Genomic DNA, 14248 nt, shown 5'->3' on the forward strand with positions numbered 1-14248 from the left:
ACTAATTATCCAAATCGTTTGCTCCCCATTCATCTAAACTTCTCAAAATATTTTCTAAAGATTTTCCGCGCTCACTTAATGTATATTCCACTTTGGGTGGCACTACAGGATATACTTTTCTAATAACGAGGCCATCTTTCTCTAATTCGCGAACCGTTTGTGTAAACATTTTATTAGAAATACCAATAATCTGTTTCTGTAAAACCCCAGAACGCAATGCACCTTCTAAAAGATGAAATAATATTAATGGTTTCCATTTTGTACCAATTAAAGTCATGGTATAATTAAGAGGGCAATAATTATTTTTATTCATTTTAAAACATAATCAATTATAAATCATTATTTTACTTCTTTTAGTAACTATACTACTTTTTAGTAAGTTATTGCCAGATTAGCAAATATAACCTTAGTTTGCATAATAAAACTTTGAATTATGACTTTAAATAAAAATTATCCAAAATCGTTTTCACACATCGGAATCACGGTTCCGGATATAAAAAAAGCAGTACAATTCTACTCAGAAGTTATGGGTTGGTACATTATCATGGAACCTTCTGAAGTAAAAAAAGAAAGCGATACTGCCATCGGGCAAATGTGTATTGATGTTTTTGGTGAAGATTGGGAAAGCTTTGAAATTGCACATTTATCTACATCTGATGGTATTGGCATCGAACTTTTTTGCTTTCCGCATGGCGTAAAAGAAGCTCCAGAATTTAATCCTTTCAATACAGGATTGTTTCATTTCTGCATACAAGACCCTGACATTGAAACACTAATAGATAAAATTGTAAAAAACGGCGGTAAACAAAGAATGCCTATTCGCGAATATTATCCAGATGATAAACCTTATAAAATGTGCTATGTAGAAGATCCTTTCGGAATTGTTTTTGAAATATACACACATAGCTACGAATTAACTTATTCTTCGGGAGCTTACTCCAAATAATTTCTAGTTATACAAGGGCGTAAAAGTCTACTTTAGTCTCTAAAACCGATTTTTGACTTTCTAAATTTTAAATTTTGAAACATTTTTTCGTAAGTTGCCAATCGGTTTTCAGACTATAAATTTATGTGTACAGTAACTATTTTCCCAACTGAGAATAACGACTTTGTTCTAACCTCTAATAGAGATGAAGCTCCAAATCGTATTTCTCTTCAACCCGATTTTTATAGCGTTGAAAACACCACCCTTTTATTCCCCAAAGATAAATTGGCTGGCGGAACATGGATTGGCGTAAGTGAAAAAAACCGACTTATTTGCGTACTCAATGGCGGTTTTGTTATTCATGAAAGAAAAACGGAATACAGAATAAGTCGCGGTGTAGTTGCTAAAGATTTTTTAGTTGCCGACAATATTGAAATTTGTATTGAAAACTACAACTTCGAGGATATTGAACCTTTTACTATTGCAATTTCCGATTGGAATTCTAATTTAAAATTTTACGAACTCGTTTGGGATGGTAACACTAAACATTTTACACAACTACCTTTAGAGCCAAAAATTTGGTCGTCGGCCACGTTATACAATCCCTCCATGAAAACCGAACGTTTACAATGGTTTAACGACTATAAAAAAGAAAACGTATTAACTTCGGAATCTATTTTAACGTTTCATAAAACGGCGGGTAAAAACAATATGGATTATGGTACCGTAATGGACCGAGGCACAGTAAAAACCACAAGTATTACACAAGTTAAAAAAACAAATAGCAACGTAAGTATGCGTTACGAAAGTTTACAAAACCAAACTATTTCTACCAAAACATTAAAAACACCTCAAATAGTTAATGGATAATACCGGAATTATTTTAACACTCGCCTACCCTGACACCATTGTTATGGTTTCCGATGAATGGTTTTCTCCATTTTTAAGATTTGTAGGGGTTGGAAAAAAGAATTATTTGCGTGCTGGTCATGCTGCTTTAGTTTTAATTGAAAAAGAAACAGGTGTTCTAGAATATCACGATTTTGGACGTTACATAACCCCAGAACCCAACGGACGTGTTCGAGGTAGAGATACTGATAACGAATTACATTTCCCGCTAAAAGCAGAGATTAAAGATGATAAAATATTGAATTTAGACGAAATTTTAAAGTTTTTAGCCACACACCCTAAATTAACTCATGGAGAGGGTAATTTGATTGCCTCGGTTTGTAATGTTATAGACTACAAAAAAGCAAGAACGTTTATTACCAACATGCAAAACGAACATTTTATTCGTTATGCCGCCTTTATTAAAAATGCTAGTAATTGCGCTCGTTTTGTTTGCGATGCTTTAATTGCCTCTGTTACAGAACCAAAAATGCAAAAAAATATAGAAAACTCGAAGTGGTTTACACCAAGTACGGTTGGCAATGTGCTACTAGCTAATACAGGACCGCATGTTTTTAAAGTATCGGAAACTGGTAAAATTTCAAAATTTAAAGGTTCGCAAAAGAGTGAAAATTTACGTTGTTTTTTAGATAAACTTAAAGATCATAAAGTAAACCTCATTGGTACTTTAACCCCCAAACCAGTTAACGGCACGCATCAAAAGGCGCAATGGTTATCTGGCATTGCTGCTGGAGCATGGTTTGAACTGCATGAAACGAAAAATGCTTTAAACTATAGATTTAGGCGTGTTTCTCCTTACGGAAATATAGATGTAGATACCTTTTTCAAAATTGAAAATGAAGGGTTTAATTTTAATCAAACTTTTGAATTTGTGCCTTATTCTAACTGCAAATTCTTTCATATAAAACAAAATGAAACTATTTATAGATTTAACAGAATAGACGACTAAACAGATACATCTAAAGCTTTAAAACAGCTTCTTTTTGCTTTTGGAACACCTTAATTTTTGGCAACTCAGCAATTGCTAAATCAATATACTTTAAAGCTTTTTCTTTATTTTTTTGATGGGTTTCTATTTGAGCCAATCGGTAATAAGCCCAAGCTTTTGGCACACCATCTTTCGCAGAATAATGTTGAATATATTGATTTAAACAAGCTTCTCCTTTCTCCAGTTCAACGTTATATTCCGCAGCAACTTTTCCTATTTGGTAGTGTAATGCATTACGCTTATGCTTAGCTTCGGCTTGTTCTATATTTTTTATGGCATCTTCAGGTCTTTTTTCATTTTCATAAAAAGCAGTTAACTTATCAAAACAGTTTAGCGATCCACCTTCGGCTATAGCCATTTTATAAAATTTTTCGGCAAGTTTAGGTTCGTCGTCATATTCATAAATATAACCTTTAGCCAAATAGCCATCTACTTTAGAAAGCACTTCAAGTTCCTCAGCATATTGCAAAGACTTACTTCTACTTCCACCTAAAACTCCGGGTAATTGCATGTAGAGTTCTACTAAAGCCCAACGCGTATCAATATGGGTTGCATCTAATTCCGCGGCCTTTAAAAATGCTCCTTTAATATCGCCTATTAATCCTAATGCGGTAAACTTACTTACCGATAGAGCCTTCATACCTAAAGCACCTCCATATTTATAATGATAATTGGCTGTGTTAGGTTTACTTTCAACAAGTTTTTTATAATTATCAATAGCATGATCCCATTGTTTTTGATGTCCATAAACATCTCCTAATAATTCAATCGCTTGCAAATCGTTAGGCGTATTTTCTAAATATTGAATAAGTAAAGGCTCGACTTTTTGATAGTGCTTCTTACGAACGAGCTCTTCAAAATCGGTAATAGGCGATTGAGAAAAGGCCATAATTGGTAATAACAGAAATATCAAAAATTTATTCATAGATTTTAGTTCGAAAATGCAAAGTTAAACTTTCTGCCTTACTCTAAAAATGGTTAACTTCACTCAATAAACGAAACCGTTCACGCATTGGTATATTTTGGAACGGCTTTTGTTCATATTTTAGAGACAAATTTAATGCAATGAAAAACACACTATCTATATTAATGGTTATATTATTTTCACACTTTTCTCCTGCTCAAAGCCCTAATTACGACAAATTATGGCAAGATGTAGCAAAGTTTGAAGCTGAAGGTTTACCCAAATCGGCTTTAAAAGTGGTTGAAAACATCGAAAAAATTGCCAAAACCAATAAAAACCAAGCCCAAACTATAAAAACTATGCTTTTTAAAAGCAAGTTTGCTATAGTATTAGAAGAAGATGCTCAACTTGATATTATTAACGATTTTAAATCAAACATAGCAACTAGTGAATTTCCTACTAAAAACATCCTAGAGAATGTTTTAGCCAATTTATATTGGCAATATTACAAGCAAAACCGATGGAAATTCTATAACAGAACACAAACCACTGAAAAGGTTGATGCTACAGATTTTAGAACTTGGGATTTACAAACGCTGTTTGATGAAACACACCTACATTTTCAAAATTCGCTAGCAAACGGTTTAATGCTTCAGCAAGAAGATTTAAAACAATTTGCAGCTATTTTAACGGAACAAAAAGATTCTAAAATTTACAGACCAACACTGTTTGATTTTTTAAACCATACCGCTCTAGAGTTTTATAAAACTAATGAAACTCAAATCACCAAACCTGCATATAAATTTGAAGTTGATAACGAAAAACTTCTAAGTGATGCTAAGACTTTCACTGAATTAACAATAACATCGAAAGATTCTAGCTCGCTACAATTACAGGCTTTAAAAATTTATCAAAACTTAACTCGTTTTCATTTAAAAGACAAATCTCCTTTTGCCTTAGCCGATGTTAATATTGAGCGCTTAAAATTTGTAAACGAACATGCCACTTTTAATAACAAAGAAACCTTACTACTCGATGCTTTAAAAGCAGAAAATAAAGAACATAAAAAACACGAAGTTTCTGGCCTTTATGATTTTGAAATTGCACAAATTTACTACCAACAAAGTAATACCTATAATCCAAAAACAAGCAATACATATAAATGGAAAGCTAAAGAAGCATTAGAAATCTGCGATGCAGTTATCGCTAAATTCCCAAAAAGTAATGGGGCAGAAAAGTGTGAAGTTTTAAAAGCTATCATTAACCGTACGCAACTTCAGCTAACTAGTGAAGCGTTTTTACCGGTTCAGCAAAACGGACGTATTTTTGTGCAATACAAAAACTTAAACCATCTTGAATTTAATGCCTATAAAATAACCGAAAAACAATTTGAAAAATTTCTGACACTTTATAATAGTGACGATCAATGGGATTTTATTAAGCCATTAAAATCTACTAAAACTTGGGAAAGCACATTAAAAAATGAAAACGATTACCAAAGCCACAGCACCGAAGTTTTACTTCCTAAACTAGATAATGGCAGATATCTTCTGGTTGCAACTACTAAAAACGCTAGTGATAAAAATTTTTCATTTTCCAACATTCAAATAACAAACACGGCTTTAATCGAAACCGAATCGCCTGATTTTAAAATTTTTCAATGTATCGATAGAACAGATGGAGCGCCAATAGCCAATGCTTCGGTAGAATTAACATACACAGAAAACTATACAAACAAAATAAAAACCGAGCAACATAAAACAAATAGTTTAGGCCAATTTAAAATTAATAAAAAAAGAGAGCATTGGTACAGAAATGTAAAACTTAAGGTTGAAAGTAATAATGACTTGGCATACTTTGGCGATTATTATATTAATAGAAGTAATACCCAAAACGAAGAAAAAACAACCTATAAATCTTTTTTATTTACAGACAGAAGTATTTACAGACCATCGCAAACCGTATACTTCAAAGCTATTGCTATAAAAAGAGAAAACAATAAATCTGAAGTTTTAGAAAACCAAAACGTCTTGGTTTATCTCTATAACGTTAATGGTGAAAAAGTAAAAGAATTACAACTAAAAACAAACGATTTTGGCTCGGTTGCTGGTGATTTTATTTTACCTAACTCAGGTCTAAATGGTGCTTATTATATTGAAATTAATGCCACTTCTAACGGCATCAACTTTAGAAACACAGTAGATTTTTCGGTTGAAGAATACAAGCGCCCAAAATTTGAAACTCAATTCACTCCCGTTACAGATACTTATAAAGTAAACGATTTGGTTAAAATAACCGGTAAAGCCTTAGCTTATGCGGGCAGTAATATTACCGATGCCAAAGTAGTTTACACCGTTAAACGCAAAGTGAGATACCCAAGTTGGTATTATTGGTATCGCCCTTATTTTAGCAGCGAAGCTCAAGAAATAACACATGGAGAAACAAAAACTAATGATAAAGGTGAGTTTGAAATTTCTTTTAAAGCACAGCCAGATCAAAGTATTGATAAATCGAGCTTACCAATTTTTAATTATGAAATTACGGCCGATGTTACCGATTTAAATGGAGAAACAAGAAGCGCAAAAACAGTTGTTAACGTAGGTTACCATGCTTTAATAGCTAATATTATGGTAAATCCTATTTTAGATAAAACTAAAAAAAACAACCAAATTTCTATAAACACACAAAACCTAAATGGCTCCTTTGTTGACGCCAAAGGTTATATTAAAATTTATAAATTGAATGCTCCAGACTTTGTATTAAGAACAAGGCCTTGGAATGCTCCAGATTATCAGAATTTTACTTTCGAAAATTTTAAAACACTTTTTCCTCACGATGCTTTTCAAGATGAAGATGATTCTAAAAACTGGAAAAAAGGAGATTTAGTTTTTCAAAAGGACTTCAATACAAAAACAGCCAAAACTTTAGAACTAGGAAACATAAAAAAATGGAAATCTGGTCAATATATTATCGTTCTAGAAAGTGAAGATAAATTTGGACAAACCGTTAAAGATGAAGCTAGAACAACCTTATTTAGTGATACTGATAAAACATTAGCCGATAATCAATTATTGAGCGTTTCAGCCAATAAAAATCGATATGACATTGGAGACAAGGCCGTGATAACCTTTGCTTCTTCAGCTAAAAACATCAACCTTACCGTCTCTATTGAAAAGGATGAGAAAATTATTAAAACTGAAATTATACAGCTTAATAACAACAAAAAAAGCATCACAATTCCGGTAACGGAAAATGATTTAGGAGGCTTTACGGTAAACTACAGCTTTGCGGTTTATAATAGCTACCAATCTGGTTCTGTATTTATTTCAGTTCCCTTCCCAAAAACAAATCTAGACATTGAAACCATTACGTTTAGAGATAAACTACAACCTGGCACAGAAGAAAATTGGCAGTTTAAAATTAAAGGTCCAAAAGGCGAAAAAGTAAGTGCCGAAATTTTGGCAAGTATGTATGATGCCTCTTTAGATCAATTTAACTACCATAGTTGGTACTTTAGCCCAATTCAGAATTCTACATACCGAACACGAACTTACAGTCAAGCAAATTCAAGCTTTGGGAATAGCCAATTTAGAGTTTATAACAGCTATACCAATGTTAGATATCCTGTACAATATTATGATCAATTAGATTGGTTTGGCTTTAATTTTGGAAGACAACACCGTAATATATCTATTAGAGGTATGTCTAGCATGGCTAAAAAACGAAGTGGTAGTGTCTCTGGAGTTCACGTCGTTGAAGATCGTATTGAAGCTCCTGAAATGATGATGGAGGAAAGTGAAATGTCTAGTTTAGATGATACCGTTGTTGTTGGGTACGGCACTCAAAAAGAAGTTAATAATACTGAAGCCTCTACCGAGAAACCTAAAGAAATCGATTTTGATGATGTTCAAATTCGTAAAAACCTTCAAGAAACAGCCTTTTTCTTTCCACAGTTAAAAACAGATAAAGACGGAAATATTAGCTTTAATTTCAATACACCAGAAGCTTTAACAAAATGGAAATTACAATTATTAGCGCACACCAAAACCTTAGAAAGCAGCACTAGAACATTAACAACAGTTACCCAAAAGGAATTGATGGTTTCGCCAAATGCACCACGTTTTTTACGCCAAGGCGATGTTATTTCTATCAGTACTAAAATTTCAAACCTTACAGACCAAGTACTTTCTGGTCAGGCTAAGCTAATTTTAACCGATGCCTTAACCGGAAAAGAAATTAACGGAGCATTAGGTATTACTGAAGCTGATAAAACCTTCAATGTAAATGCTGCCGGTAACACACAAGTATCATGGCAACTAAACGTTCCTGATAACATACAGGCTGTGCAATACAAAATTGTTGCTAAAGCGGGCGATTATAGCGATGGCGAGCAAAATGCTTTACCTGTTTTAAGCAATCGCATGTTGGTAACCGAAACTTTACCAATGTGGGTACGTAGCAATGAAACTAAAACATTTGTTTTAGATAAGCTGAAAAACAATAACTCTTCAACTTTAAAAAACCATAAACTTACTCTAGAAGTAACCTCTAATCCTGCTTGGTATGCGGTTCAGGCCTTGCCATACCTTATGGAATATCCATACGAGTGTAACGAGCAAACTTTTAGTCGTTATTATGCCAATGCCCTGGCGAGCCATATTGCAAACTCGAACCCAAGAATTCAGGAGGTTTTTAACCAATGGAAAAATAGCGATGCGTTGCTTTCTAACTTAGAAAAAAATGAAGATTTAAAATCTATTTTAATTCAAGAAACACCTTGGTTACGTGATGCACAAAGCGAAACGGAGCAGAAAAAACGTATTGCTTTATTATTCGATTTAAACAAAATGAATAACGAATTACAATCTGCCGTTAATAAACTAGATGCTAACCAAATGCCGAATGGTGCTTGGTCTTGGTTTAAAGGTGGACGCAAAAACCGATACATTACACAACATATAATTACAGGTTTTGGCCATTTAAAACAACTTTCTGTTGCAGATGCTAATGAAAAAACTGCCGAAATGGTTTCTAAAGCCATTCAGTTTTTGGATGCTGAATTTATTCAAGAATACAAAGACATTAGAAAGTATGATAAGAATATGGACTTAGATTTAGACCATTTAAGCTATACACAATTGCATTATTTATACATGCGAAGCTTCTTCCCTAATATTAAAAAATCTAAAGAAGTTGAAGAAATCATTAGCTATTATCAAACACAAATTGAGAAATATTGGTTAAGTCGTTCGCTTTATGCAAAAGGTCTAATGTCCTTAATTTCACATAGAAATGATGCGCCTATTATGGCTACCAAAATTTTAAAATCACTCAAAGAAACAAGTATTACTTCGGAAGAATTAGGGATGTACTGGAAAGCTAATACCAACTCTTGGTTCTGGTATCAGGCACCAATTGAAACTCAAGCTTTATTAATTGAAGCCTTTTCGGAAATAGAAAATGATACAGAAACAATTGATAATTTAAAAATCTGGTTACTTAAAAACAAACAAACCAACCGTTGGAAAACCACAAAATCTACAACCGATGCCGTGTATGCATTATTACTGCAAGGTAGCGATTGGTTAAGTGTAACCGATGCTGTTGAAATTGTTTTAGGCGGACAAAAGATTGAACCATCGAAACTTGAAAATGTAAAAGTTGAAGCCGGAACAGGTTACTATAAAACATCGTGGAATACTGCTGAAATTAAACCAGAAATGGGAGACGTTAGTATTTCTAAAAAAGGAGCAGGTATTGCTTGGGGTAGTTTGTATTGGCAGTATTTTGAAGATTTAGATAAAATTACTTCAGCAGAAACACCTTTACAATTGAAAAAGAAATTATTCTTAAAAACGAATACGGACACCGGTGAAAAAATAACGGAAATAACAAAGCAAACCGCTTTAAATGTTGGAGACTTAGTACGTGTGCGTATAGAACTTAAAAGCGACAGAGCTATGGAGTTTATACATATGAAAGATATGCGAGCAGCAGGTTTTGAGCCCGTGAATGTAATATCTGCTTATAAGTGGCAAGATGGTTTAGGCTATTATGAAAGCACTAAAGACGCAAGCACCAATTTCTTTTTTGATTATTTACCTAAAGGCGTTTATGTTTTTGAATACGATTTACGTGTAAATAACTCCGGAAATATGAGCAACGGCATAACCACGATACAAAGTATGTATGCTCCAGAATTTAGTAGCCATAGTGAAGGTGTACGTGTTTTAGTTGACTAGAAGTAATAAAAAAAGTAAGTTAGGTCATTTCGATGTTAGGAGAAATCATATAATGCATATAATCCTAAATTATGTGATGTCTCCATTCGTCGACATGACAACGGAAACTCCAAGTAACTTATAAAACAAAAAAAGCCGCTTCAAGTTTAACACTTAAAGCGGCTTTTATATTATAAATAGAATTATTAATTAAAACTCCAGTTTTTGTAACTACTAGAAGCTTCTAATTTGTTTTCTAAACTATCTTCTAACTCTGGAAAGAAGTCGATTCCCGTAAGTTTTTCAACTTCATCTACAGATACAACAAACTTATATAAGGGTTGTTTAGACTCTACGCTAGGCATTAAAAAAGCAATCATTTTAGTTTTACCCGAATTATTATCGATCAAAACTTTATAAAATTGATTTGGCACTGCTACTTGCTCGTCACCAATGGTTTTCATGTTTCCCTTTAACACTCCTCCTGTTACGACAAAAACGCCATTATATTTACTTGCCCAATATCTAACTTTCTGTTCTAGCGTATTCCATATACCCGCATTAAAATCATGCTTTTGCGGACTAATATTACTTGTTAAAAACGTTTCATCGTGCGCTTCTTTGCTATAACGTCGGTCTCCAGCAGGACAAAGATGCCCGCGATCGTAACCCGATTTCTTATAATTACGCCAATCTGCTGCGCCTGTTTTTACCGCTTTATCTATTTCAAAATACGGACGTTTAAAATCATTTTTAGATAAATGAGATTTCTTCAACTCATAAGCTACCCATTCAGCTTGTTCATAAGGCTCACTGTAAGACAGCGAATATCCATCGTGATGCACAATTTGCCCTGTTGTACTGGTTGGCAAAAAGTATTCGTTTGTATCACTCTTAGATGTTCTACCTTCAGTTACAATTTCATTTTTTTCTTCTTCATCTAAAAAATGCTCATATCCATAAATAGCAACCAGAATAACGACGGCAATAACCGATAATAATTTTCTTTTCGTCATTTATTCTAAAATGAATTCTAAAGGCTCTCCAAGTTTAAAATTAGGTGCATTAATATCTAACAACGCTGAAATTGTTGGAGCAATATCTGTAATTTCTGTTCTCTTAACTGTTTTACCATGTTTAATTCCTTTTCCGAAGAACAAAAGCGGCACGTGCGTATCATAATTTAAACCACTACCGTGTGTAGAACCTGTTTTTCCGTAAGATATGTAAGCTGGATCTTGAATTACTAAAACATCACCAGAGCGTTTTTGGTTGTATCCGTTTTGAAGTAATTTTTCAATACCTATTGTAAAAGAAGCTTTCCCCATTGTTGTTGCTGTGTAAGCTTTGTAAACATTGGTATAATTAATTATTTCGTTAACAATAGCATCTTGCACGTTTTCTAAATCTAAACCTAACGTTTTAATCTTTTCACGATTTAAAAATATTTGATTATTACTTATGTTTTCAATTAAATCATCGGCTTTAAACGTTGTTTTCATAAACGCTTCTAACTCGGTTCTCATAGCTTTATTATTTAAATATCCTGCTGGAATTTTTTTAGACCTCATGTAAGCAGGCACGTTAATAGCCCCGTGATCTGCAGTTAAAAATACGGTGTAATTTCCTTTACCAACTTCAGCATCTAATCCTTTAAAGAAACGCTCTAAATCTTTATCTAAACGTAAATACGTATCTTCAATTTCTTTAGAATTAACTCCAAAATTATGACCAACATAATCAGTACTAGAAAAACTAACCGTTAAAACATCGGTAAATTCATCTTTACCTAAATCTTCACCAACTAAAGCTGCTAAAGCAAAATCGGCTACTAAACTATTACCATAAGCCGTTGCTTTCAAAATATCATAACCACCATTTTTTCCTTTTAAGGCATCTAAATCGTAAGGAAATGTTGCTGTAGCTTGTCCCTTAAAACCACCTTCAAAATCGTTTAAATCACTACCACTTTCTAAATATGTCTCAATATTATATAATGTATTCCATGGCTTAAGATATGATTTTACAATACCAGATTTATTAAATTTACTTACCCATTTAGGTAATTCATTCATATAAAAAGAACTAGAAATAAAGTTTCCTTCATTTTTTCCTTGAAACCAATATGCTGCATTTGCAGTGTGCCCTGCTGGTAAAATAGCTCCACGGTCTTTTACTGATATTCCTATAGTTTTACCACGCATTTGTGTGAATAACCTATTCTCATCAGCAAATGTTGTGGTTTTCATGCGTTGTGTAGACATTTTTCCTGCATCTGTTTTTGTTCCTATAGAAGAAACAGCATCGTCTTGTGCACAATACACCATGGTTTTTAATTCTTTATCGTACCAGTTATTAGCGATAATGCCGTGATATTTAGGACTTGTACCCGTAAAAATAGATGCGTGACCAGGCCCTGTATAAGTTGGAATATAATTAAAATGATTGTTTTTACAGTTAAAACCTTCATTCATCATACGCTTAAAGCCGCCTTCTCCATAACGGTCTGCAAATCTTGTTAAATAATCGTAGCGCATTTGATCTACAACAATACCAACCACCAATCTCGGGTTAGTTTCATCAGATTTATTTTGTGCTTTAGAAGATAAACTTAACACAAAAACTACAACTAAAAAGAAAATATTTTTATTCATTATAATGGGTTTAAGCTTCAAAAATACATATTTTAAAAACATGATAATTTAAAATAATCGTTAAATCCCACTAACTTTTTTTTACTTTAGCAGTTCAAATTTATATATGACGTACCTACATAATATAGGAGCTTATTTTTTAATGATTGTTGAGATGTTTCGCAAGCCAACCAAATGGAGCGTTATGAAGCAACTAATATTAAAAGATATAGACGATTTAATCATTGGATCTTTAGGCATTGTTGCCTTTATTGCTTTTTTTGTGGGTGGTGTAGTTACCATACAAACCGCATTAAATATTGACAATCCTTTAATTCCAAAATATTTGGTTGGTTTTGCTACCAGACAATCTATTATATTAGAATTCGCCCCCACTTTTATTTCTATTGTAATGGCTGGTAAAGTGGGCTCATTTATTACATCGAGTATTGGTACTATGCGAGTTACCGAACAAATTGATGCTTTGGAAGTTATGGGAATAAACTCATTAAACTATTTAGTATTTCCAAAATTTATTTCTTTAATGTTATATCCGTTTGTAATTTCTATCGCTATGTTTTTAGGAATTCTTGGAGGCATGGCTGCCTGTGTTTACGGTGGTTTTAGCTCATTAGACGATTATATTGTTGGTATACAAATGGATTTTATTCCGTTTCATATTACTTACGCCTTTATAAAAACTTTTGCTTTCGCCTTTATATTAGCAACAATTCCATCTTTTCATGGATATTACATGAAAGGTGGCGCTTTGGAAGTTGGTAAAGCCAGTACAACCGCATTTGTTTGGACTAGCGTTGTTATTATTCTTTTAAATTATTTACTAACCCAAATGTTGTTAAGCGCATGATAGAAGTTAAAGATTTACAGAAATCGTTTGGAGAAGCACATATTTTAAAAGGGATTACAACCACTTTTGAAAAAGGAAAAACAAACTTAATTATTGGGCAAAGTGGTTCTGGTAAAACAGTATTTTTAAAATGCTTATTAGGGCTATTCGATTACGAAGAGGGAAGCATTGCTTACGATGGGCATATATTTTCTAAACTTACAGAAGATGAAAAACGAAACATGCGTGCAAAAATAGGTATGGTTTTTCAAGGAAGTGCCTTGTTTGATTCTATGACTATTGCAGAAAACGTAATGTTCCCGCTACAAATGTTTACCAAACAAAGTAAAAGCGAAATGCAAGATCGTGTAGACTTTGTTTTAAAAAGAGTGAATCTACCAGATGCACATAACAAAATGCCAAGTGAAGCTTCAGGAGGTATGCAAAAACGTGTTGCTATTGCTCGCGCAATTGTAAACAAACCTAGATATTTGTTTTGTGATGAACCCAACTCTGGTTTAGATCCAAAAACAGCTATTGTAATTGATAATTTAATTAAAGAGATTACAGAAGAATATCAAATTACAACCGTAATTAATTCTCATGATATGAATTCTGTGATGGAAATTGGTGAAAAAATTGTGTTCTTAAAAGATGGACTAAAAGCTTGGGAAGGTTCTAAGGAAACTATTTTTAGAACAGATAATGAAGTGGTTACCGACTTTGTATATTCATCTAACTTATTTAAAAAAGTACGTAAAATGTACTTGGAAGAAAATAGCTAAAATCAGTAACCCATTATTTTTATTTTAAAGTTGTTA

General features: G+C 33.0%; 10 protein-coding genes. 6 read left to right on the forward strand and 4 right to left on the reverse strand.

Annotated features, from left to right (window positions below; translation table 11 throughout):
• Window position 1: 1 nt before the first annotated feature.
• Complete coding sequence (locus tag BM246_RS11960; protein WP_074938147.1) at window positions 2-313, reverse strand: winged helix-turn-helix transcriptional regulator; 312 nt, start codon at window positions 311-313, stop codon at window positions 2-4.
• A 120-nt stretch (window positions 314-433) separates the two neighbouring features.
• On the opposite strand from BM246_RS11960, the gene BM246_RS11965 reads away from it, so the two are divergent.
• The 3 genes from BM246_RS11965 to BM246_RS11975 all read left to right on the forward strand — a co-directional run bounded on the left by BM246_RS11965 (window position 434) and on the right by BM246_RS11975 (window position 2783).
• Entirely contained in the window at window positions 434-946 is a 513-nt protein-coding gene (locus BM246_RS11965) for a lactoylglutathione lyase family protein (protein ID WP_042497280.1), read from the forward strand.
• Between the two features lie 123 nt (window positions 947-1069).
• Window positions 1070-1795 (forward strand): NRDE family protein, encoded by a 726-nt coding sequence (locus BM246_RS11970; RefSeq protein ID WP_074938149.1) that lies wholly within the window; start codon window positions 1070-1072, stop codon window positions 1793-1795.
• Window positions 1788-2783 carry a DUF6695 family protein gene (locus BM246_RS11975; RefSeq protein WP_074938152.1) on the forward strand — a complete coding sequence of 332 codons (996 nt, stop codon included), beginning with the start codon at window positions 1788-1790 and terminating at the stop codon, window positions 2781-2783. The genes BM246_RS11970 and BM246_RS11975 overlap by 8 nt, the downstream gene beginning before the upstream one ends.
• A 10-nt stretch (window positions 2784-2793) precedes the next feature.
• Here the strand turns inward: BM246_RS11975 and BM246_RS11980 are convergent, their stop codons facing one another.
• Window positions 2794-3747, reverse strand: coding sequence for a tetratricopeptide repeat protein (locus tag BM246_RS11980; protein ID WP_074938155.1), 954 nt, complete (start codon window positions 3745-3747; stop codon window positions 2794-2796).
• Window positions 3748-3887: 140 nt separating this feature from the next.
• On the opposite strand from BM246_RS11980, the gene BM246_RS11985 reads away from it, so the two are divergent.
• Window positions 3888-9968, forward strand: a complete 6081-nt coding sequence (locus BM246_RS11985; RefSeq protein ID WP_074938158.1) for an alpha-2-macroglobulin family protein — start codon at window positions 3888-3890, stop codon at window positions 9966-9968.
• 185 nt (window positions 9969-10153) lie between these two features.
• Here the strand turns inward: BM246_RS11985 and BM246_RS11990 are convergent, their stop codons facing one another.
• Both BM246_RS11990 and pafA read right to left on the reverse strand, forming a co-directional pair.
• Window positions 10154-10963, reverse strand: coding sequence for a DNA/RNA non-specific endonuclease (locus BM246_RS11990; RefSeq protein ID WP_042497273.1), 810 nt, complete (start codon window positions 10961-10963; stop codon window positions 10154-10156).
• Window positions 10964-12601 carry an alkaline phosphatase PafA gene (gene pafA, locus BM246_RS11995; protein ID WP_074938160.1) on the reverse strand — a complete coding sequence of 546 codons (1638 nt, stop codon included), beginning with the start codon at window positions 12599-12601 and terminating at the stop codon, window positions 10964-10966.
• 106 nt (window positions 12602-12707) lie between these two features.
• On the opposite strand from pafA, the gene BM246_RS12000 reads away from it, so the two are divergent.
• Together BM246_RS12000 and BM246_RS12005 are read left to right on the forward strand one after the other, a co-directional pair.
• The gene (locus BM246_RS12000; RefSeq protein ID WP_074938163.1) at window positions 12708-13448 is read left to right on the forward strand and encodes an MlaE family ABC transporter permease; all 741 of its coding nucleotides are present in this window, start codon (window positions 12708-12710) and stop codon (window positions 13446-13448) included.
• Window positions 13445-14212, forward strand: coding sequence for an ABC transporter ATP-binding protein (locus BM246_RS12005; protein WP_074938166.1), 768 nt, complete (start codon window positions 13445-13447; stop codon window positions 14210-14212). Before BM246_RS12000 ends, BM246_RS12005 begins: the two co-directional genes overlap by 4 nt.
• The last annotated feature ends 36 nt before the right edge of the window (window positions 14213-14248 follow it).

It is taken from the genome of Algibacter lectus (assembly GCF_900112395.1).
In the GTDB taxonomy this organism is placed as follows: Bacteria; Bacteroidota; Bacteroidia; order Flavobacteriales; family Flavobacteriaceae; genus Algibacter; species Algibacter lectus.

Coding starts and splice junctions, on each gene's coding strand:
- BM246_RS11960 (WP_074938147.1), bottom strand. CDS start 313: ATGAATAAAAATAATTATTGCCCTCTTAATTATACCATGACTTTAATT.
- BM246_RS11965 (WP_042497280.1), top strand. CDS start 434: ATGACTTTAAATAAAAATTATCCAAAATCGTTTTCACACATCGGAATC.
- BM246_RS11970 (WP_074938149.1), top strand. CDS start 1,070: ATGTGTACAGTAACTATTTTCCCAACTGAGAATAACGACTTTGTTCTA.
- BM246_RS11975 (WP_074938152.1), top strand. CDS start 1,788: ATGGATAATACCGGAATTATTTTAACACTCGCCTACCCTGACACCATT.
- BM246_RS11980 (WP_074938155.1), bottom strand. CDS start 3,747: ATGAATAAATTTTTGATATTTCTGTTATTACCAATTATGGCCTTTTCT.
- BM246_RS11985 (WP_074938158.1), top strand. CDS start 3,888: ATGAAAAACACACTATCTATATTAATGGTTATATTATTTTCACACTTT.
- BM246_RS11990 (WP_042497273.1), bottom strand. CDS start 10,963: ATGACGAAAAGAAAATTATTATCGGTTATTGCCGTCGTTATTCTGGTT.
- pafA (WP_074938160.1), bottom strand. CDS start 12,601: ATGAATAAAAATATTTTCTTTTTAGTTGTAGTTTTTGTGTTAAGTTTA.
- BM246_RS12000 (WP_074938163.1), top strand. CDS start 12,708: ATGACGTACCTACATAATATAGGAGCTTATTTTTTAATGATTGTTGAG.
- BM246_RS12005 (WP_074938166.1), top strand. CDS start 13,445: ATGATAGAAGTTAAAGATTTACAGAAATCGTTTGGAGAAGCACATATT.